The sequence below is a fragment of the Mongoliibacter ruber genome (genome assembly GCF_003003005.1).
In the GTDB taxonomy this organism is placed as follows: domain Bacteria; phylum Bacteroidota; class Bacteroidia; order Cytophagales; family Cyclobacteriaceae; genus Mongoliibacter; species Mongoliibacter ruber.
Genome location: NZ_PVTR01000011.1, coordinates 124,162 through 147,525, shown reverse-complemented (window position 1 = coordinate 147,525; position 23,364 = coordinate 124,162). Strand labels below are relative to the sequence as shown.

Here is a 23,364-nt window from a genome sequence, read left to right as displayed (position 1 = left end):
AACATGATTCCAAAGCGATATTTCCAAAGCTAGGTGAATTTCATTTGGTGTTCAAAATCAATTTTTAGACTTGTTGGAACCTTTGGTTTAAAATCAGGGCATGGTTCATTTTGAAATTCCTTGAACTTGGAAAAAATAATTCAAGCTTCGAATTAAAATGTAACTTTGATATTTCTAATACTGTTGCTATAACTGCAATTAAACTTTATTTTATTTAATAAATGTTATAAAATCAGAATGCTTTCCAGCGGTTACCTTGAATTTAAACCAGACGCCATCAAAAAATATATTCCCATATCGAAGCTTATTTATTTCACTTTCATTCTTTATTTTTTCAGCCCAAGCGTAAATGCAGAGAGTGAAAAAATTGATTTAACTCAAATAAGTGATGAGCTTATTATTTCCATTGCTGATCTGTCATTCATTGAGGACCGTGACAACAACCTGAAATTCGAAGATATCATAAGTGGAAAAGCTTCGGACAAATTTACAAGACAACCCGATTTCACAAAAAACAACTTCAACCCTGACTTTACTTATTGGGTAAAACTCTCTTTTGATCCTACCCTAAAGAGTGAGAAAATATGGCTTATTGAATTTTATGACCAAAGTATAAGCTTCATTGAAGCATATATTCCTAATGGAAACGGGACATACAAGCAATCTCAAATGGGAAGTTCTTTACCATTTCAACAAAGAACTTTCAGCCACAAGAACTTCCAGATATTAGTCCCATCAGACTTGAATGATGAGAATATGTTCTTTTTTAAAATAAAGTCCAACCAAAAAGCGGATGTCCGGATTGCAATAAGGTCTTATGATAGGTTTATTTATTATGCCCTGAATGAATACCTTTTTTACGGATTGTTTTACGGAATGATAAGTATAATTGCCTTTTATAATCTCATTGTTTTTTTGGCTGTAAGGGAGTTAAAGTATGTGTATTACATATTTTACTTAATTAGTGTAAGTCTATTTACAATGAGCCTAGATGGTGTGGGGTATCAGTTTCTGTGGCCTGACACTCCAGAATACAATCATATTTCAAATGGGGTGTTTAGCTTTTCACTTATATTCTGGGCAATCCTTTTTACCATTCGCTTTCTCAATACAGCCCGAAGAGCCAAAAAATTACATTTTGCCTTGATTGGTTCTCTTTTGATTAAAACAGGGTACTTTTTATCCGGTTTGTTTATCAATTTAAAGTATTTTGAGATTGGTTACTACGATGTTCTTCCGTTCTCTCTGATATTTATCACAGGTATCTATGTGTGGGTAAAAGGCCACAAAAGTGCAAGACTCTTTGTAATTGCGTATGGAGTGCTATTTCTAGGAGCATTGATAAAACTCTTGGCGAATTTGGCAATAATTGAACACAACACCCTTGTTTACTATAGCCTACATTTTGCTTTTTTACTCGAAATGATATTGCTGTCATTTGCATTGGGTGACCGAATAAGAATCATGAAAGAAATCCGTGACAGGGCCCTAAAAAGAAGTCTCAATCAATACAAAGAAAATATTGCGCTCAAAGAAAAAGTCAATAAAGAGCTGGAGTTAAAGGTAAGAGAAAGAACCTTAGAATTAGAGAAAAAAAACAACCTGTTAGAGACATACAATCAGCAACTCAAGGATATGGATCAACAGATTAAGAAAATGAATTCTTCACTGGATAAGGACAATTGGAAGTTAAAAAGCTCTATCAGAGCTTCATTAAAAGATCGTCTTCGCAAAAAATCCCTTACCTATGAGGAATTCAATAAGATATTCCCTGAGGCGTCTGCCTGTTACAGGTATTTAGAAGAACTCAAATGGGGCAAAGGTTTTACCTGTAGGCAATGTGAGGGCAAAAACTACAGCAATGGCCCTAAAATATTTACAAGAAGATGCTCAAAATGTGGCTTTATAGATTCGGTTACAGCTGGTACAATCTTTCACGGAATCCGATTCCCTATTGAAAAAGCTTTGTTTATTGCCTACTCAGTAATTTCCAACTCCGAACCAAAAACAATTGAAGAATTATCAAATATTTTGGATATAAGGAAAAATACAGTTTGGAGTTTCAGAAAGAAAGTAAATCAAAATTCAGAGTCAACAGAACATGAAATGACATTAGATGACTTGATTATTTTGGCTGAAAAAAGCAGCACCAAGAGCAACTAATATTTTATTTTAAAAAGAATTTGGTTAGCATATTTTCAAACAAATTTTAGATGAATTATAAACTTTGTTAAGAACTATTTAATTAATTAAAACATTGTTGTTCATGCGTTAAATCCACTTCATAAAAGCCTCCAGTTACACATACAAAGGGGTTTTTATTTAGTATTTAAGCGATAAAAAGTTCTAGAAATTTCAGTGATTTTTCAGGTAATATTTAGCCTTTTTCTAAGTGAAAGGAGCTTTACACTTTTTTAAATTTTAATTTTTCAGAGGGAATAACTACAAACGGTAGGCCTTACTAATCTTATTTCAAATTATTAACAATTATGCCTAAAAATTTACGAAAAAAGTTGACCACGCCAGTCATGCTTAAAAGGAGTTTTTTAATGATTAAAATCCTTTTATTAAATCTGGTATTCATGCAGCAGCTTACAGCGCAGCAATCCACTGTCACGGGAAATGTTACTGACCAAAATGGAGAATCTTTTCCCGGTGTCACCATACAAATTAATGGAACGACCAGAGGAACGGTTACCGATGTAGACGGGAATTATAGTATTGAAGCAGGTTCGGAGGAAGTACTTGTTTTCTCATTTGTTGGATTCACTAAGGTTCAGCGTGCAGTTGGTAACCAAAGTGTCATCAATGTATCAATGGAGGAAGACACCCAATCTTTGGATGAGGTGTTGGTAATTGGATATGGTACCCAAAGAGAGCGAGACCTAACGTCCGCAATTTCTACCGTAAAAGCCGACGATATCGCCAAGACTCCCAATGCCCAGGCCATGCAATCACTCCAAGGTAGAGTAGCGGGCGTACAAATTGTAAGTAACGGCGCCCCAGGTGCAGGCCCTACGGTGAGGGTAAGGGGAATCGGTTCCTTTGAAGGAGGTGCAGCTCCACTATACGTAGTTGACGGGATGTTCTTAGACAATATTGATTTTTTAAGTCCAAATGATATAGAAACAATCTCAGTACTAAAAGATGCTTCAGCCGCTGCAATTTATGGTGTAAGGGCTGCAAATGGAGTTGTATTGATTGAAACAAAAACTGGATCTTACAATCAAAAAGGGGAAATTGTATATGATGGATACTATGGCGTCCAAAATCCGCAAAATGTATTGCAAATGGCCAATACCCAGCAATACGTAAACTATGTAAATGAAACAGGTGCTGCAGCTGACATGCAGTTTGTTCAAAATGCCATACAGCGCTATGGAAGGAGCAGAATTGACCCTAATCTTCCTGATGTAAATACGGATTGGTTTTCAGAAATCATGAGCCCTGCAGCCATTCAAAACCATTCTTTGTCTTTTAATGGCGGCAATGAAACCACGCGATTTTCTTTAGGAGGAAGTTATTTTGACCAAAAGGGACTTCTCAACAATACCAGAAATGAGTATAAAAGATTGAACTTCAGGGTAAAATTAGATTCAGACATCAAAGATTGGTTAAATGTAGGCGGTAACCTAAATATCAGTACAGCCCAACAATTTAATGCTGATAACGGAGCATGGTTTACAGGATATTTCGCCGTTCCTATTCAGCCCGCTTTTGATCCAGGGAATGTTGGAGCATCACCAATTGGTTTATCAAATGCGCAACAACTCGGGTATAGAAGCCCACAAAACCCTTTTTACGCTCTGGAGTACAATGACAATCGAAATGATATCTCAAAAGTACTTGGTAACTTTTATGCTGAAGCCAGAATTCTTGATGACAAACTAACCTTTAGAACTCAATATAATTACAACATAACCAGTTTGAGGAACAGGTCGGTAAGTCTTCCTTATAACGATGGTGTCACCGAAAGGCTTTCTGCCCTGGGTAGGAGAAATTCATCCAGTTTCGATCAGATTTTAGACAACTTCCTTACCTACAGGAATAACTTCGGGAAACATAATATCACGGCGGTCCTTGGACAATCTTTCAGAAGCGAAACAGGAGAAAGCCTTTTTGCTAGAGGAGCAAACCTTAACCCATCTCCTGGAAGAGACAATGAACAATTTTGGTACTTGTCAAATTCAACGGACTTTGATTTAAATGGTATTGGAGACAGCGGTTACAATCTGTTTTTCTTATCTTATTTCTCAAGAGTTGCCTATAATTATGATGATAAATACTTGCTTTACGGTACTTTCAGAAGAGACGGAAATAACAAATTCCAAGAAAAATGGGGGAATTTTGCCACTTTCGGTGCAGGCTGGGTAATATCTGAAGAATCATTTTTCAATGTGCCTGCAATAAACTTCTTAAAATTAAGAGGATCATGGGGACAACTCGGAAATGACGGCATAAGGCAGGCTGTAGGTGCACCTACTCTGAATGAAACTACTGCCGCCATTGACAATACATTAAGGATTGGTAGAAGACTCAACCCGACATTTGACCTTATTGACAGGTGGGAAACTACCGTTGAAACCAATATTGGCTTCAATGCCAGGATGTTCAGAGATAGGTTAAGTATAGACGCTGACTACTTTGTCAGAGACACCCGAAACCTATCTGTGGTGATCATTCCACCTGTTATCAGAGCAAGCGAAAGACGTAGCGTCGGTTCTATAAGAAATGAAGGGCTTGAAATTTCACTTAATTGGAGAGATAATATCACTAATGATTTCTCCTACTATGTAGGCGGTAACATTGCAACTTTAAATAACAGCGTGCTTGGTCTTGGAGGTCCTGATGGATTAGATGGAGGATCAGCAGAATTCCGTCAGAGATCAATTATAGGTATGCCATTTCAAGCATTTTATGGTTATGAAGTGGTCGGAGTTTTCCAAAATCAGGCAGATATCGATAATTCAGGATATTCCTCAGAGTTTATACAAAACAATAACCTTCAGCCTGGCGACTTGATTTTCAAAGATCAAAATGGTGATGGAGTTATCAATGATGAAGACAGGGTCGTATTAGGGTCTTACCTACCCAAACTGACATTTGGAGCTAATTTCGGTTTTACCTACAAAAACTGGGATTTTTCAGCATTATTTCAAGGGCAGTCAGGCTTTAGTATTTTAAATAGGAAAAGAGGGGAAATCATCTTTACCAATGATACAAATATTGATGCTGATTTGGCAAATAACCTTTGGCGAGGTGAAGGAACTTCAAACGCATATCCTTCAGCTTCGGGATTGAGAAGAGGCTGGAATCAGAATATGAGTGACTTTTTTGTCGAAGATGGTTCTTATTGGAGAATCCAAAATGTCAGGTTGACTTATTCAATTATAGACAGAGAAATATTTGGCGTGAAAATGCCAAGGACTGCGGTTACAGTTACAGCTGAAAGGCCTTTAACTGTATTTGACTATAATGGATTTAATCCGGAAGTAGCCAATGGTATCGACCGTCAGGTATACCCTATTCCTGCGATTTACACTTTAGGTTTGAATATTAAATTATAATATAATGAATACCCAAAATATATTTCGAGTACTGGCCTTAGTGCCTATTTTATCCCTAATGATATCCTGTTCGGATATGTTAGATGAACCATTGGAAAATGAATTTCTAGTTGAGGGAACAGATTATACTCAATCTGGAAATATGATATTGATGCTATATGGTGCCTATTCGCAATTTTACTCAATGCAATGGGAAACACATCCAATTATCGGAGTAAGAGGTGACGATGTAAATTCTGCTGGCGACCAATTCCCTCTTCAGGAAACTGATATGTACCGATATGATCGTAACTTTTGGATGTATAATTCTGTTTGGTTAAACCTCTATTCTGATCTTCTTTTCTGGCATGGTGCTATCGAAGAAATCAAGAAATATGAAGAAGCTGGAGCAAATTCAGCCAATGCTCAGCAATTCATCGCCGAAATCAAAGTTCTACAAGGCTTTGAATTACTACAGTTAGCCAGACTTTGGGGTGGAATTTTAATCCCAAATCAATCTCAACCATCCCACCTGTTTGATGTACCAGTTTCAACTTTTGATGAAGTCATGGAATACATTTCCAACTCTATGGATGAAGCTATTCCATTATTACCAAGTGTTAGGCCAAATCAGAGGTCTGATGTAAGAGGAGGAGTAACACAGGCCACAGCATTAGCAGTCAAAGCAATGGCAAATTTGGAATTGAAAAATTATGCCGGAGTTGTTGAGGCTACCGATCAAATCATCTCAAGTAACCTATTCACTTTGAATAATGATTTCTATCAATTATTCAAAATTCCTGGCAAATTGGACAATGAGAATCTATTGGAAGCTCAGTATTCTGATTTCGGTCAAGCGAGTGGAACCAACATCAGCTTTAATTTCAGCCCCTATGGACCTGCAAGTTGGACACCTGCAGTTTCTGGAGCCGGTCAAGGATGGGGATTTTGGGAACCTTCTCAAAAATACATCAAGTTCATGTTGAGCAGAAATGAGCAAGTGAGATTGGAAACTTCAGTACTGTTTACCCCTGATGGTATAGCTGCCATTCAGGAAGACCCTGATTTTGCGGAATTGCCTGAATGGATTTCCAATACAACAAGAGATGGTGACAGATTCAATAACCATCCACGATATTTGTTTTTGAGTGGTAAGTTTTATTTACCATCTGTACAGCTTACCCCAGGCAGATTTGGTTATGGAACAAACAATAATTTCCAAGTTATCAGATATGCAGAAATACTGTTAATGCATGCTGAAGCTCTGGTAAATGGAGCTAGCAGTGGTGTGATGTCTGCCGCTGAAGCCGTCAATACCATAAGGCAGAGAGCTGGATTAAGCCCTTTGAGTTCAGTTGATTTGGATGTGGTATTGGACGAAAAATTTGCTGAATTCGGTACCGAGTGGGGCATTCGCTTTGCGGATCTTGTCAGACACGGCAAATATGAGGAGCTAAACTATGAGGGAAGAAATTTCGAGCCTTCCAGACACAGGTATTTGCTATATCCACTTGAACAACAAGACATCATCCCTCAAATCAGAGAAGCAGCCAATCAAAGAGGAGAATAAAAACAATTACAGATTATGAAAAAATTACAATTAATAGCTATAATGTTTGCTTTCAGCTTCACAGCATGTGAGCAATCCTATATTGATGATATTCAGGCAGTAGATCCTGGAGAGGATATGGAAGCACCTTCCATCAGTTTCAACTTCCCTTTGGAAGGTACACAGATTAGAGTAGTTGAAGATATCACCTCTATCAATATTGATTTGGAAGTAACTGATGATATTGAAATCGATTGGGTAGCTTTAACTCTCAATGGAACAGAAATAGCAAGGTTTGAGGAATTTTTAGATTTCAGAAGAGCCTTGCTGGAATTTGAATATGAAAATCTGGGAAATGGAGAACATGTTTTAGAAGCTAGAGCACAGGATTTATCTGGCAAGGAAACAGTTGAAACCGTTAATTTTACAAAAATAGAACCCTACCGTCCCATTTATGAAAATGAAGTTTTTTATGCTCCTTTCGATGGGGATTTCACTGAATTGGTAAGGATAAATAATCCCGATGTTAACGGTACTGGTGTGGGTTTTGCCGAAGGTAAAGTAGGTAGAGCCTATCGAGGTTCTGCTGATGGTTTTTTGGTTTATCCAGCTGATAACTTGACCAATGAAGAGTTTTCTGCTGTTTTTTGGTATAAATTGAATGGTGATCCTAATAGAGCTGGGATATTGGTCATGAGTGCTCCTGATGAGGACAATCCAACTAACCAGAATTATAGGGAAAAGGGATTCAGGTTATTCAGAGAAGCGGCTGGACCTAATCAAAGGTTTAAACTGAATGTAGGAAATGGAAGTGGTGATAACTGGTTCGATGGTGGTCCAGCGGCTGATATTGATCCTTCAGAAGACGATTGGTCACACATTGCCATCACCATCTCTCAGCAAACCTGCACAGTTTATATTGATGGAGAAGTTGTAAGTCATGGGACTTATCCTGGTATCGATTGGGAAAATTGTGATATAATCTCTGTTGGTTCCGGTGCACCACGATTCGTAGAATGGGGTCATCGATCTACACAAAGTCTTATAGATGAACTTCGAATTTTCGATGCTGTATTGAGTCAGGAACAAATCCAAAACATCATGCAAAACGAGATGAATTGATTTGATTATGAAGTTCATTTTTTTGAAAGTCATGAATCAATATGTATGAAATTAAAAACAGTTATTTGTTTATTAGGAATACTTTTCTTCCAGTCCTGTCAAGAGCTGGAGGAAGAGTATTCCTCTTTATATATCATTGCTGCAACCATTGGAATTGAAGAAATACCCCTACAAGGGGACACTTTACTAACAGCACCCATTGATAGACCTATACAATTGGAGTTTTCAAAGCCTCTTTCTTCAGTCACAATTGAAGATAATATAGTACTCAAAACTCAAGGAGAGGTGATCCCATACAATTTCAACTTGTTCTCGAATGGCACTTTAATATCTCTCAGTCCCAGTCAACCATTGAAAACAGGAACACTATACCAAATTCAGATAAATGAAGGTCTCCAAAGCTCTTTGGGACAACAAACAAAAAGCGCTTCTCTATATTTCCAAACAGGAAACAATCCACTGACGATTAACAAAGTTGAATTCATCGATTCAAAGAAATTACTAAATGGCAGAATTACTGATGTAGCCTTGTCTCCAAATATTGAAATCACATTTTCAGAAGAGGTGGATCCAGATCAACTAGAAAAAATGATCAGTATAGAAGGTATGAGTTCGGGGCAGTGGGAAGTCGATAAAAGAGCCACAAATACGTACAACATCTCCTTCAAAGACAAACTCGAACACTTCAAAAAATATACTTTTACCATAAGCAATGAACTCCTGGGACTAGATGGCGCTGCATTTTCAGGGGCATCATTTACATTCTATACTGGGGCAGCCCCTGAATCCGTGATGCCTTTTATGGATGATGAAAGTCTCTTGCACTTGGTTCAAGAAAAAACCTTTGGGTACTTTTGGGAATTTGGGCATGAAGCCTCTGGAATGGCCCGCGAAAGAAACACTTCAGGCAACCTAGTCACAACCGGTGGCTCCGGTTTTGGAGTTATGGCAATGATTGTCGGCGTTGAAAGAGGTTTTATCACTCGAGACGAGGCAATAAAACGCTGGCAAAAAGTCCTGACTTTCCTTGAAAATGCCGACCGATTTCATGGTGCTTGGCCCCATTGGCTAGATGGCAATACAGGCAAAACCATCCCTTTCAGTAACCAAGATGATGGCGGAGACTTAGTCGAAACCGCCTTACTACTACAGGGCTTACTTACGGTAAGAAGTTATCTCAGCGAGAATGTAATCGAAGAAAATGAGCTCAGGGAAAGGATTCTTAATATCTACAAAGAAGTGGAATGGTCTTGGTATACCCGTGACCAAAATGTCTTGTATTGGCATTGGTCTCCAAATGTAAACTGGGCAATGAACTTGCCAATACAGGGCTATAATGAATGTTTAATTACCTACATTCTTGCGGCGGCCTCACCCTCCTACCCTATTTCCAAATCTGTCTATGAAACAGGCTGGGCTAGAGGAGGCGCTATGGTAAATGGTTCTGAATACTATGGAATCCCACTCCCGTTGGGTAAGGATTTGGGTGGTCCACTCTTTTTTGCCCATTATTCATATTTGGGAGTTGATCCAAGAAATTTATCCGACCAATATGCCAATTATTGGGAGCAAAATATCAACCACAGCAGGATCAACCAAGCCTATGTGATGAATAATCCAAAAAGCTTTGTAGGCTATAGTGAGTCTAACTGGGGCCTTACAGCAAGTGATAATGAAAACGGCTACTCTGCTCACTCCCCTCTCAATGACAGAGGCGTCATCACCCCTACTGCCGCTCTTTCATCAATGCCATACACACCGGAGGAATCCCTCCAAGCTTTACGCTTTTTTTACTTCCAACTAGGAGATAGACTTTGGGGAGAGTATGGGTTTTATGATGCATTTAACCTCACGGAGGACTGGTATGCTAGCAGTTACTTGGCTATAGATCAAGGTCCGATAATTATTATGATAGAAAACTACAGATCAGGTCTTTTATGGGACCTGATGCACAAAAATGAAATTTTCCAAAAAGGCTTAAAAGAGTTAAACTTTAACTACTAAAAAAAATGAAGAAGATATATTTACTACTGGCTTGCATTACTGCAATACTTGCAAGCTGTGAGCAAAAAAACACTACTGGATCAGCATCCCTAGAAGAAAGGATCACTGATGACTCTCTTTTCACCCTGGTACAATACCGCACTTTCAAGTATTTCTGGGATGGTGCCGAGCCTAAGTCAGGCTTGGCTCGGGAACGCTACCATGTAGATGGTGAATATCCTCAAGATGACAAAAACATAGTGACTTCTGGAGGTGGCGGTTTTGGCGTGATGGCAATATTGGTTGGGATTGAAAGGGGTTTTATCTCTCGTGAAGAAGGTGTCAAAAGGCTGGAAAGAATTGTGACTTTTTTAGAAAATGCTGACAGCTTTCATGGTGTATGGCCTCATTGGTGGAACGGCGAGACTGGAGAAGTCAAGCCATTCAGCAAAAAAGATGATGGTGGGGACCTGGTAGAAACCTCATTTATGCTTACAGGGCTCTTGACCGCCCGCCAATACCTGATAGATGGAGACGATAATGAAAAAAAACTTGCTGAAAGAATGGATACACTCTGGAAAGCAGCTGAGTTTGACTGGTATACCAAGGGCGGAGAAGATGTGCTTTACTGGCATTGGAGCCCTAATCATGATTGGGATATGAACTTCGCCGTAACTGGATACAATGAATGTCAAATCATGTACATACTTGCCGCATCCTCACCTACGCATAGCGTTCCCGCCTCAGTATACCATAAAGGTTGGAATAGGGATGGGGAAATAAAAAACGACAAGGATCATGAAGCCTATGGACATCACCTAGCTCTACGACATAATGGCACTGAACAATACGGGGGTCCATTATTCTGGGCTCATTATTCCTATGTTGGTTTGGACCCTAGAGGGCTCAAGGATCAATATGCTGATTATTGGGAACACAACACCAACCATACTTTGATCAATAGAGCTTGGTGTGTAGATAATCCATTAGACTTTAAAGGTTATGGAGAAAACAGCTGGGGTTTGACAGCAAGTTATTCCGTAAACGGCTATTCTGGACATGCACCTGGTGAAAAACGAGATAAAGGTGTAATTACTCCTACTGCAGCCCTTTCATCCTTCCCCTACACGCCTGAATATTCCATGCAAGCTATGCGTCATTGGTATGAAACATTTGGCGACAAACTCTTTGGCGAATATGGCTTTTATGATGCTTTCAGTGAGACGGATGATTGGTTTCCCCAAAGGTATCTAGCTATTGATCAAGGTCCAATAGTCGTCATGATGGAAAACCACCGCACGGGATTGCTTTGGGATCTATTTATGAGTGCTCCTGAAATTCAGCAAGGATTAAAAAAGCTTGATATAGAGAGTCCTCAGGTAGAATAGCATATATTGAAGTATACAAAAGAGTGAACAGGAAACAGAGGAAATAAAGCCTATACTCACGGTTTCAGTATCAGCTCGTAAGAATTGCTTTACACTAAAAGTATGCAATGAATATTCAAAAAAACATCATTTTATAACAGCAGAAAAAATGAAATACATAGCTATTGTTCTGTTCATATTTGGAGCATTTTTCTCAGCAAAATTTTCCAATAATCCTGATAAGGATATCGACAAATATTACCAGCAAAAAGCTGATTCCATCATGGCCTTGATGACTTTAGAAGAAAAAATAGGTCAGTTAAACCTTCCCGCAGCGGGTGATATTACCACCGGTCAAGCTAGCAGTTCTAATATTGCAGAAAAAATAAAGGAAGGACAGGTTGGAGGATTGTTTAACCTGAAATCAGCAGAAAAAATCCGTGATGTCCAAAGAATAGCAGTTGAAGAAAGCAGGTTAGGTATTCCTCTTTTATTTGGCATGGATGTCATTCATGGTTATGAAACGATATTCCCCATTCCCCTCGGATTGTCAAGTACCTGGGATATGGACTTGGTAAGAGAGTCTGCAAGGATTGCCGCTAGAGAAGCAGGTGCAGATGGGATCAATTGGACATTTTCTCCGATGACCGACATTTCAAGAGACCCTAGATGGGGAAGGGTGTCTGAGGGTAATGGAGAAGACCCTTTTCTAGCTTCCAGGATAGCTGAAGCCATGATTCAAGGTTACCAAGGAGATGATTTAAGTTTGGAAAACACCATTTTGGCATGTGTCAAGCACTTTGCCTTATATGGTGCTGGGGAAGCCGGCAGGGATTACAATACTGTCGATATGAGTCGGGTTAGAATGTACAATGAATATTTCCCACCATATAAAGCCGCAATTGAGGCCGGTGTTGGCACCGTGATGACAGCCTTCAATGAGGTAGATGGGATTCCGGCAAGTGCCAATAAATGGCTAATGACTGATGTATTACGGGAAGAATGGGGCTTTGATGGGTTTGTGGTGACAGATTACACTGCAATCAATGAAATGGTAGATCATGGAATCGGTGACCTTCAGCATGTATCAGCATTGGCTTTGAAAGCAGGAGTAGATATGGATATGGTCGGAGAAGGTTTTTTAAACACCTTAAAAAAATCTTTAGAGGAAGGTAAAATAACCGAAAAGACAATTGATGCTGCCTGCAGGAGAATTTTGATTGCAAAGTTGAAACTTGGACTGTTTGAAGACCCCTATAGATACGCCAACCCAGAAAGATCGAAAAAAGAAGTATTTAGTGAAGAAAATAGGCAAAAAGCAAGAGAAATAGCATCTGAATCTTTTGTTTTGATGAAAAATGAGAATCAAACACTTCCTTTGAAAAAGGGAAGCACCATTGCTCTAGTAGGTCCTATGGCAGACAATACAGAAAATATGACTGGAACTTGGTCAGTGGCTGCAAATTTTGAAAAGTCAATTTCGCTTCGAAAAGGATTAGAAAATGCTATACCTGACCCGTCAAAGGTTCTTTATGCCAAAGGGTCTAATATTGTAGCCGATTCACTATTGGAATCAAGGGTAAGTATTTTTGGAAAGCCAACGTATAGAGACGACCGGTCAACAGCCGTCATGATAGAAGAAGCACTGGAAGTCGCACAGCGCGCTGACGTCATTGTCGCAGCTATGGGAGAATCAGCAGAAATGAGTGGTGAGGCCTCCAGTTTAAGCAATATTGAATTACAAGAAAATCAAAGAGAATTGCTTGAGGCACTTCTGCAAACTGGAAAACCAGTAGTCGTGGTATTATTTACAGGAAGACCTTTGGCTTTGGGATGGGAAAAGGAGAATATCCCTGCAATACTAAATGTTTGGTTTGCAGGATCTCAAGCAGGAGACGCCATTGCTGACGTCCTGTTTGGTGAAGTCAATCCTTCAGGAAAATTGAGCATGACTTTTCCTCAAAATGTTGGTCAGATACCTATATATTACAACCATAAGAATACAGGCAGACCTTTACCGGAAGGGGAATGGTTTCAAAAATTCAGGTCAAATTATCTCGATGTTTCAAATGAGCCTTTATTTCCTTTCGGATTTGGCATGAGTTATACTACATTCGAATATGGGGAAATGACACTGGATAAAGCAAAACTCAAAGGTGAAGAGAAGTTGATCGTCAAAATCCCTGTAAGGAATACAGGCTCGGTTAAAGGTAAGGAAGTGGTACAACTGTACATCAGAGATAAAGTGGCAAGTATCACTAGGCCTGTTAAAGAGTTGAAAGGGTTTAAGAAAATTTCAATTGATCCAGGGCAGACTGTTGAAGTGAGTTTTGAATTGACTGTTGAAGACCTGAAATTTTATGGATACGACCTTTCTTATGACTGGGAGCCTGGGGAATTTGAAATCATGGTTGGTGGTGATTCACAAAATTTAATAAAAGAAACTGTTAACTGGGAAAAATAACCACAAATGAAATATTTAACTACTATCTTAATTACTAGCCTGTTCCTCATCAGTAGCCAAGAGATTGTTGCACAAGAATTCAACATAGCAACCTATAATATACGGTTTGATAATCCAGGTGATGAGGGAAACCTTTGGAAAGACAGGGCACCTCATTTGGCTTCAATAATCACATTTCACGATATCGCATTGTTTGGCACCCAAGAGGGGTTACTTAATCAGCTTGAAGATTTAGAGAATATGTTGGGCTACACCTTTGTGGGTAGCGGAAGAGATGACGGTAAAAAAGGAGGCGAACATAGTGCTATATTTTATGACCCGAGTAAATTTGAATTGCTCGAATCAGGTGATTTTTGGTTGTCAGAAACTCCAGATATTCCAAGCATAGGTTGGGATGCAGCCATGAATAGAATTTGCACTTATGCTAGGTTTAAAAGCCCGGAAGGTTTGTCCTTTTGGGTGTTCAATGCACATTATGACCATGTAGGACAAGAAGCCAGAAAAGAGAGCAGTAAACTGATCATGAAAAAAATCACTGAACAGGTGCAAGAAAATGAACAGGTCATTTTTATGGGTGACCTGAATGTTACTCCTGAAAATGAAGCTTACAAAACTATAACAGATGCAGGTTGGCTGCTGGATAGTTATAAAATCACCAAAAGCAAAGCACATGGCCCTGAAGGAACCTTCAATGCATACAACTGGGATATGATGCCTGACAGGAGAATAGATTATGTTTTTGTAAGCAAGGGAATTTCAGTAGAAAAATATGGCGTACTTTCTGATAACTATGGCAAAAAGTACCCATCTGATCACTTTGCTGTTTTGACTAGGTTGAAGTTTTGAAAGAAATAAAGGGAGGAATATTTTGGTCAAAATACGACAGTCAATATCTTCCATTTTCATTTCATGAATAGCTCAAAAATAACTTTCAATGCCAGATGAATTTGGTTAAGGCTGTAGTTTTTGATCCATAAAGATGCTATGGAAAAACGACTCAAAGCAAAAGAATACTTACAATTTAAGTAATTCTCCAAACCCAAAACAATTATGAAAACACTGAACAGGTCAAATGCATCATCCCTAAAGGAAAGACCTATAAAAGTCTTACAATTTGGTGAAGGAAATTTCCTAAGAGGATTTGCTGACTGGATGTTTGATATCTTGAATGAAAAAACCGCTTTTGATGGTGACATTCAAATAGTACAACCCCTGAAAAATGGGCTTGGTGAGATGATCAACCAGCAAGATGGCCTATATCATGTGTTACTTCAAGGCATTTTGGATGGCGATACCATCAATGAAAGTAGGCTGATTTCTTGCGTAAGAGGAGTGATCAATCCCTATGACAGTTGGGATAATTACCTCAAACTGGCAGAAAATCCTGACCTAAAATTCATCATATCAAATACCACAGAAGCTGGGATAGAATTTATTGCAGAAGATGTGGTTTTTGAATCTACTCCCATCACCTTTCCTGCCAAACTCACAGCCTTGCTATGGAAGAGATATAACTTTTTTAATGGATCTAAGGAAAGTGGGTTTGTTATCATCCCTTGCGAACTTATAGATCAAAATGGTAAAAACCTGCTTAATTGTGTGTTGCAATACTGCAAATTATGGAAATTACCCGCAGCTTTTGCAGATTGGGTAGTGTCAAGCAATGTGTTTTGCAATACTCTGGTAGATAGAATAGTACCGGGTTTCCCAAAAGATTCCATAGATGTAATTCAAAAAACCCTTGGCTACACGGACAACTTGGTAGTCAAAGCAGAACCATTTCATCTATGGGTAATAGAAGGGCCTGAAGAATTAAAAACCCTATTGCCAGTAGATAAGGCTCAATTGAACGTAAAGTTTGTAGATGACCTGACACCATACAGGCTCAGAAAAGTAAGGATACTCAATGGAGCCCATACGGCAATGGTTCCATTGGCCTATTTACAAGGATTGAGAACAGTAAGAGAGTGTTTGGAGGACAAGGAGTTCAACAGCTTGTTAAATGATTTGATTTTTAAGGAAATCACCCCAACTTTAAACTTGCCTGCGGAAGAATTAAATCAATTTGCCAATGATGTGCTCGATAGATTCAGAAATCCATTTGTCAAGCATGAATTGTCTTCCATTGCCTTGAACGCAATCTCAAAATTCAAAGTAAGGGTCTTGCCAACTATCATTGAGCACCATGCTAAATTCGGAAAGCTTCCTAAAAACCTGACTGCCTCTTTGGCTGCACTTATCCTTTTTTACAAAGGTGAATTCGATGGCGAAAAGATGCCTGTCCAAGATGATAAGGATACCGTGAGATTTTTCGATTTGACATGGAGTGACGAAACTAGTTTAAGTAAAAAAATCAATGTCATCCTATCGAACCAATCATTATGGGATACCGATTTGAGTGGTATCAGTGGTTTTGCTGAAGCGATCGAAAAGGAGATGGAACTGATAATGACCACAAATGCAAAAGATTAAAGGTGGTTTCGAGAAAAATGCGTTCAAAAAGAACCTAAGTTGAAATTAAAAAACGTAAGAGATACATTTTTTAATTTATAAAAAATTGGGGTAATACCCTACCACAATGTCACCAAAATGTACCAAGTATGGTATTCTTTAAAAATGTAAAGAACCTCAAATCTAGAGGATTTAACTTTTTTAATTATCACCTAATCAAGAAAGCTTTTTAACCCGAAACCATGCTCCTATCCATTTAAAACAAATAAAAATATGATGTGAAAAAATATTTTAAACCCATAAGCTGATTGAAAGATGGGCCAATTTTGAGGTTCTACCTCCCTTTCCCCAACACGGTATTGAATTTGGACTACCCCATTGACACAATTTATGTCAGATTTAAATATAAAAGATTATGAAAAGCACTGCCTTGATTACAATGATTTCACTTGTAGGATTTTTGATGTTCACCTCTTGTGGTAAGCAAAGACACAATACACAACAGGATACCAATGATGATTATGATGACAATCGAGATACCACTAGTAGAGATAGCAGAAATGGGCCGTCAGGTGAACTTGTTCCAATTGAAAAGGATTTGAACAGTGATGACTTTAAGTCTTTAGAAGCGCTTAATTCATCTCAGTTTAAGGAAATGCTTGAAAAGTAAACTTTGAAGTTATCTCTTTTAAACTTTCACAGATATAATGACTTTCATCAGGGTTTAACTTTTGCAATTTGGCTACATTAGCTATTCGAAATCAAAATTCAGAAACCATGAAACTCGACAGAAAAGTATCTGAGATTATGACAAGAGAAGTAGTCTCAGTAGAAAGCAAACAGACACTTCCTGAGATATTGTCATTGTTCAGAAAAAACAGAATCCGTCATATCCCAGTCTTGGGTGACAAGAAAGTGGTTGGAATTATCAGCCGATCAGATATAAACCGTCTTACTTTTGGAGCATTGTTTGACAATCAGGACAGTACGGATGAACCCATTTTAGAAATGTTGTCCATTGCACAGGTAATGAGTGCTGACCCGAAAGTTGTCTCTACCGATGATAGCCTTCGAAAAGTGGCGGAAATCTTTGCTGAGGAAGAATTTCACGCATTACCTGTTGTAGAGGAAGGAAAATTGAAAGGCATCATTACTACAACAGACCTTATCAAACAATTGCTTCTTGACAATGACGATTCATCCAACTTTGTTTGATCGCTTGATTTTAACACTTGCCTCTTTCCCATTACAAACAGGACATAGGCATGCATTGGGATTAGCATGTATTGCTTTGCGCAAAGCTTCCTTGCCATTGTTAAAAGGGCCAATGTATTCACGCTTCTCCGGGTCTGGTAAATGGTCGCAGTCTCTATGATGGACTTCATAGGATGCATCGGAATTACTTACTGTAGAAATATAAAAAAACTTCATTATCGGGGATTTTATTAAGTCAAAAATACCCTATGTATCAATAGAAAAAAATACCCAATAAGGGGTATTTTTTTTGTTAAAAATACGGAATAATTACATTTGAATACGCTAAATTTCAATTTAGCCTCGACCCTTACGTCTGATCTCTGATTGCCTCATAGGCATAGCATCTATGGTTTTGAAAATATAGCCCCAATCAAGCAATTCTTCCTTCCTGACTTTTGCTCCACCATCCAAACCTATCAGGACCCAAGAAGAATTCTTCGTACCCATCTTGTACTTACTGCTAATACTCTTAATATAATCAGGTGTGAATTCTATTTCTGCATTGGAAATGAGAGAATCTGATACTACAAAATACTTGATCTTTCGCTCTTCTATCATTTGTTTGAGACTGTCGTCGGGACTTGTCCAAAGGCTAGAATTTTGGGGAAAATATAGTACAATCCTATTTTCCCAGCGAAAGTCGTCGAGGGTTTTTGGCTTGTCCTGTGCCATGAAAATAATAAAGAGCAAAAATAGAAACAGCGGGTTCATAACATGTTAACCAATTCAGCACCAAGTAAGTTTGAAGAACACGTATAAATGATTTCTGGATGACAAGGTGAAGCCAATTCGATTAATAATTACAAATGGTAAAAACTTGAATTCTGTACCTCATTGTGGCAAAGTCTGGTAGAATTTCCATCGCATTTATGCGGTGGACTAGCTCTAAAATAAGGAGCAAAGGCTTCAGCCGAATCCATTTTTGACTAAAGTCTGGTTACACTCAAATTCAACTTTCACCACCGGCTAAAGCACGGTGGAAATTAAAGGTTACACAATTCATCAACCAAGTCAGTTTGAAGAACACGTATAAATGATTTCTGGATGACAAGGTGAAGCCAATTTGATTAATAATTACAAATGGTAAAACCTTGAATTCTGTACCTCATTGTGGCAAAGTCTGGTAGAATTTCCATCGCATTTATGCGGTGGCCTAGCTCTAAAATAAGGAGCAAAGGCTTCAGCCGAATCTATTTTTGACTAAAGTCTGGTTACACTCAAATTCAACTTTCACCACCGGCTAAAGCACGGTGAAAATTAAAGGTTACACAATCCATCAACCAAGTCAGCACCAAGTCAGTTTGCCAATTAAAAATCTTAAATCTTAGATTTTTGGGTTGATGGATCATGCGTCTAGTCGAAGGATAACTTTTAACCATTTGATTGGCTTCCCAACCTACGGCACACAGTTAATCAATTCCCCAGTTCATCAATTCATCAGTTCACCAGTTCATCAATTCCTCAGTTCCTCAGTTCGTCAGTTCACCAGTTCATCAGTTCCCCAGTTCATCAAAAAAGCGCAAAAGCCTCGTAAATCATAAATCAAAATCACCTCGTCTTTCTCAACTCAATCACTGTGATCTCAGGCCATATACCTACCCTGCCGGAAAAAGCATGAAATCCAAATCCTCGATTCACATATAAAAACCTGCCCTTTTCTTCAGTCAGGCCCGCCCAATTCGGATACCTATACTGAACAGGACTCCAGCGAATAAGTGGGGTCTCAATTCCAAATTGCATCCCATGGGTGTGTCCTGAGAGCGTCAGGTGTATGGGGCTTTCATTTCGCTTTACCTCTTCATCCCAGTGTGAGGGATCATGCGATAAGAGTACTTTGAAATCTTCTTTACCAGTACCATTTAGTGCTTTGGCCAAGTCCCCCTTTTTGGCAAAACCCACGCCCCAATTTTCAACTCCAAGTATATGGATGCTTTGACCATCTTTTTCAATCCTGACATGTTCGTCAAGGAGCAATCTATACCCCATCCGTTCATGCTGTCGTTTCAATTTTTGGAAGTTCTCTTCTTTGGCAGTACTGCTTGGCCAACTGATATAATCTCCATAATCATGATTCCCCAATATGGAATACTGCCCGTGGGCTGCTTTAATTTTGGAAAATTGATCTAAAAAAGGTTCGATTTCCTCAGCCTTGTGATTGACCAAGTCCCCAGTGAAAACAAATAAATCAGACTGCTGTTCTATGGCTAGGTCTATTCCTTTTTGAACTCCTTCCAGGTCTTTGAAACTGCCTGAATGGATATCTGAAAGCTGCGTAATCGTAAAACCATCAAAGGCCTCTGGAAGGTCTTCAAAGTAAATCACCTCCTTATGTACTTTGAAATTATGCTTACCATAGGTGACCCCATAGATAAAACTGAAGAAGGGGAAAGCGGCCGCTGTAATCGCCAATACACTTACCCAGGTATTTCTGGTTGGAAAGGTAAACTCCTTAGTTCCGCTCAACACAAGGCTGAATCCTGCTTGAATATTCCTAAAAATATCCTCTCCAAAAAGAATCAGTACCACCACCAATTGTGTCACCAAAACCGTAAGAAAAACATTTAACACTGATTGTGTAGAAGTGGTAATTTCTCCCGCTGAAAAAATCCTGATAAATGTCAATACTACCCAGATGGAAATCCCACTGAAAATCAACCAATATCCAATATTGATGCTATTTCGGATTTTTTCGTTGTCCAGGTTTGTGGTCAAAGTCTTCACTGCCTGGAATACATACCAGTTAAGGAATGTGGTGAACAAAAAAACAGATACAAGAAATATAAGACTACCTAAATTGTTCATAAGCTTTTGCGAATCATTGTGACATATACAGCGATTCAATCCATTTGGTTCTGGAAAAGAGGGAATAATTCACAGCAGGCTCTTGGATAGGTAAAATAGGCTTGTTTCAAAAGTGAATTTTATTTTTATACCACCAAGTTGATTTGGACAATGAAGAAAGTTCGTTGATTTGTTTTTGGTAAGCCTTCAATAATTTAATCGCTATTCAACAAACTTGATTTTTAAAAACATCAAGTGGAAATTAACCATCTCAGAGACTTTTTATTTTCACATCTGTAAAAAACTCAGATTTGGCTGTTCCACCATATGTTCCTGCAATAGGTAAAGTATTGGTTGGGTGGAAACTGCTGGCCAGAGGGATATAATTATGGTCTGCAAAAAGCCCCAAACTTGGGTCAATTCCTACCCAGCCTGCCCCAGATAAGTAAACTTCTACCCAGCCATGCAGTTCATGGCCTTCGTGCAATTCAGGATTAAAGGCATAACCACTGACAAATCTGGTAGCCAAGCCTATGTTACGCAACATCTGCATCAGCATCCACGACAAGTCCCTGCAAGACCCTCTCCTATTCTCAAAAGTATCCATGGGCTCAAGCAATCCCGGCTCATAACGCAAATCATGTGACCAGTCTTTATGTATGACTGTCAGTAAGGCTACTAGAAAGGACACTATATCTTGATTTTCGGACATTAATTTCAAAGCAAAATCCTTTAAATGAGGTAAATCTTCAGCGTCTTGGTAAATCTTCAAAAACTTCCCTGTACTGCCCCTATATTCAAATTGCACAAAAGGATACTTGTGCTCAGCGATGATAAATCCATAAGGGTTGAAGTCATATGTTTCCATTTGAAAACTCAGTTCGACCTCTAAGAAATCTGTTGGGGCATTGAACCAAACCTGAAAAAATGGATTTCCTTCTGCGTTTATCCGTTGGCTTTTACCCATTGGTTCCGGCCGGATTACCCAATCCGCTTCAAACAAACGGTAATAGGTCCGCTGTTGCGGAATCAAAAAGAGCTGATGGGTATTGAGTGGCACTTTTTCTTCGTAGGTATAGCGGGTCAGGTGAGAGATCGATAACTTCATACCTCTGCTCCTTGCGGGATCTCCTCGTCAAAAAATGCCTTTTGCAGAATTTCTGCAGGAAGTTCTTTCACCGCTTCTTTGAGTCTTTCATTCCAAAAAGTAGAAATATGTTCCAATTCCTTGTGTTCAAAACGACGCTCTACGATATGGTATTTGTCATTTTCCAACACAATCGTATCAATGGGATAATCCACATCATTTGCTGAAATCCTTGTCGCGTCAAAGGCTAAAAAAGCACATTTCAAGGCATAGTCCAAGGATTCATCATAGCTTAATGAACGCCTCAAAACAGGACTTCCCGAACCGGAATTCCCGATGATAACGAAGGGCGTTCCCCTCCGGATTTCAATCCAGTTGCCTTGCGGATACAAAAGATAGAGTTTTGGTGTCTTGTCATCCTCTAATTGTCCGCCTATGATTGAAAAAAGATTGAATGAGAGACCCGCCTCTTCCAAATACTGCTTGTCCTCCTTGGCTACTCTTTTGATCTGATTTCCAAATTCATTCACAGCCTTATAAAGCTTATTGAATTCAGAATCCTGGTCTTCTATAACTTCTGTAAAATAAGTTATAGCCTTATCCCTAACGGACCTTAGTCCAGAAGTCATGATGAAAAAAGAGTGTTTTTCCCTATTTACGGTATATACTTTTTTGGAAGTGGTCGTCTCGGTACCAGATGTAATCCTGGTATCTGAGAGCCCAATAAGGCCATATTTGGTTTTTATTCCTAAGCAAAAGGTCATTCTTGAGTTTGGTTTTGTGTCATAACGTTCTCCTTGATTTGAAAGAAGTTTTCGTTTATGCTGTTTGAAACATTGTTTATTTTCAATTGCAAATCGTCTAAGTATTCATGTAGGCCCTTTGACATAATTTCATTTACATCATCAAATTCTAATTTGGATCTCAAAGCACCTATTTTTCTTTGCGCACTGTTTATTTTCCCATCCCCGTTTCCCGAAATTTTATTCAGGCAAATTTCCGCTTCTGACAAGCAATAAAAAACAGACCTTGGAAAATATTTATTCAGCAACAACAGATTCACCACCTTGGAAGGCTCTATATTCCCATACAACCTCCTGTAAGTATTGAAAGCTGTCACTGACTTGAGCAATGCTGTCCAATGCAGAAAATCTAAGGGAGTTCCTACCATAGATGCAGACGGCAGCAATATATGATACTTTACATCAACAATCCTGCTAGTCTTGTCGGCACGCTCAAGATAAAGTCCAAGTTGCCTGAAATACCAACCTTCAGTCCTGGCAACCGTACTTTCACCAAGCCCATACAATAACAAGATCTGATTTTTCACATCTTCGAAAAACTGTCTCGGATCTCCATTTAGCCAGGATTTCTTGGTCGCTCTTTTTTGGACAAAATGATACAATTCATTGAGCTTTTCCCATGTTTCTTTGGTAAGATTTTCTCTGATCACTCTGGCATTCTCCCTTGCAAAAGAAATAGAGGAAATAATAGAATTGGGGTTGTCTGTATCAAATGTCAGGAAAAAAATCACATCTTTCCTGTCAAAACCCTTATACTTTGTGGTGTACAATTCCTGATCACCTGTGGCAAAAATCAAGGGTTCCCATTGCTCCTTAAGGTCTGGCGGAAGATCCAACATCAGGTTGAAATTTACATCTATAAATCTGGCATAGTTCTCAGCCCTTTCCAGGTACCTTCCCAGCCAATATATGGAGTTCGCTACTCTACTTAACATATTTTTATTATTTCTGCTT

Annotated in this window: 16 protein-coding genes; 11 read left to right on the top strand and 5 right to left on the bottom strand. The window is 38.8% G+C overall.

What is annotated here, in order from left to right; genetic code table 11:
• The first annotated feature begins 237 nt into the window (after positions 1–237).
• From CLW00_RS17235 to CLW00_RS17185, 11 genes are all read left to right on the top strand, one after another.
• Complete coding sequence (locus CLW00_RS17235; RefSeq protein WP_106134934.1) at positions 238–2,163, top strand: 7TM diverse intracellular signaling domain-containing protein; 1,926 nt, start codon at positions 238–240, stop codon at positions 2,161–2,163.
• A gap of 419 nt (positions 2,164–2,582) precedes the next feature.
• Positions 2,583–5,567: a SusC/RagA family TonB-linked outer membrane protein gene (locus tag CLW00_RS17230; protein ID WP_245917353.1), complete on the top strand. Its 2,985-nt coding sequence runs from the start codon at positions 2,583–2,585 to the stop codon at positions 5,565–5,567.
• Positions 5,568–5,571: 4 nt separating this feature from the next.
• On the top strand, positions 5,572–7,116 hold the full coding sequence (locus CLW00_RS17225) for a RagB/SusD family nutrient uptake outer membrane protein (protein ID WP_106134933.1): 1,545 nt from the start codon (positions 5,572–5,574) through the stop codon (positions 7,114–7,116).
• Positions 7,117–7,131: 15 nt separating this feature from the next.
• Positions 7,132–8,217 (top strand): LamG domain-containing protein, encoded by a 1,086-nt coding sequence (locus CLW00_RS17220; RefSeq protein WP_106134932.1) that lies wholly within the window; start codon positions 7,132–7,134, stop codon positions 8,215–8,217.
• 45 nt (positions 8,218–8,262) lie between these two features.
• Positions 8,263–10,221 carry a glucoamylase family protein gene (locus CLW00_RS17215; RefSeq protein ID WP_106134931.1) on the top strand — a complete coding sequence of 653 codons (1,959 nt, stop codon included), beginning with the start codon at positions 8,263–8,265 and terminating at the stop codon, positions 10,219–10,221.
• A gap of 5 nt (positions 10,222–10,226) precedes the next feature.
• A complete protein-coding gene (locus tag CLW00_RS17210) occupies positions 10,227–11,588 on the top strand; it encodes a glucoamylase family protein (RefSeq protein ID WP_106134930.1) in 1,362 nt (453 codons plus the stop codon).
• Between the two features lie 148 nt (positions 11,589–11,736).
• The gene (gene bglX, locus CLW00_RS17205) at positions 11,737–14,031 is read left to right on the top strand and encodes a beta-glucosidase BglX (protein WP_106134929.1); all 2,295 of its coding nucleotides are present in this window, start codon (positions 11,737–11,739) and stop codon (positions 14,029–14,031) included.
• 6 nt (positions 14,032–14,037) lie between these two features.
• The gene (locus tag CLW00_RS17200; protein ID WP_106134928.1) at positions 14,038–14,877 is read left to right on the top strand and encodes an endonuclease/exonuclease/phosphatase family protein; all 840 of its coding nucleotides are present in this window, start codon (positions 14,038–14,040) and stop codon (positions 14,875–14,877) included.
• A gap of 204 nt (positions 14,878–15,081) precedes the next feature.
• Complete coding sequence (locus CLW00_RS17195) at positions 15,082–16,503, top strand: tagaturonate reductase (RefSeq protein WP_106134927.1); 1,422 nt, start codon at positions 15,082–15,084, stop codon at positions 16,501–16,503.
• A 394-nt stretch (positions 16,504–16,897) separates the two neighbouring features.
• Positions 16,898–17,152, top strand: coding sequence for a hypothetical protein (locus CLW00_RS17190; RefSeq protein WP_106134926.1), 255 nt, complete (start codon positions 16,898–16,900; stop codon positions 17,150–17,152).
• 107 nt (positions 17,153–17,259) lie between these two features.
• Positions 17,260–17,697, top strand: a complete 438-nt coding sequence (locus CLW00_RS17185; RefSeq protein ID WP_106134925.1) for a CBS domain-containing protein — start codon at positions 17,260–17,262, stop codon at positions 17,695–17,697.
• A gap of 336 nt (positions 17,698–18,033) precedes the next feature.
• Here CLW00_RS17185 and CLW00_RS17175 read toward each other — a convergent pair whose 3' ends face one another.
• The 5 genes from CLW00_RS17175 to CLW00_RS17150 all read right to left on the bottom strand — a co-directional run bounded on the left by CLW00_RS17175 (position 18,034) and on the right by CLW00_RS17150 (position 23,345).
• Entirely contained in the window at positions 18,034–18,450 is a 417-nt protein-coding gene (locus CLW00_RS17175) for a DUF4174 domain-containing protein (RefSeq protein WP_106134923.1), read from the bottom strand.
• Between the two features lie 837 nt (positions 18,451–19,287).
• Positions 19,288–20,541: a metallophosphoesterase gene (locus CLW00_RS17165; RefSeq protein ID WP_106134921.1), complete on the bottom strand. Its 1,254-nt coding sequence runs from the start codon at positions 20,539–20,541 to the stop codon at positions 19,288–19,290.
• Positions 20,542–20,791: 250 nt separating this feature from the next.
• Complete coding sequence (locus tag CLW00_RS17160) at positions 20,792–21,628, bottom strand: transglutaminase family protein (protein ID WP_106134920.1); 837 nt, start codon at positions 21,626–21,628, stop codon at positions 20,792–20,794.
• Positions 21,625–22,371, bottom strand: coding sequence for a proteasome-type protease (locus CLW00_RS17155; protein WP_106134919.1), 747 nt, complete (start codon positions 22,369–22,371; stop codon positions 21,625–21,627). Before CLW00_RS17155 ends, CLW00_RS17160 begins: the two co-directional genes overlap by 4 nt.
• Positions 22,368–23,345, bottom strand: coding sequence for an alpha-E domain-containing protein (locus CLW00_RS17150; RefSeq protein WP_106134918.1), 978 nt, complete (start codon positions 23,343–23,345; stop codon positions 22,368–22,370). The genes CLW00_RS17155 and CLW00_RS17150 overlap by 4 nt, the downstream gene beginning before the upstream one ends.
• Positions 23,346–23,364 lie beyond the last annotated feature (19 nt).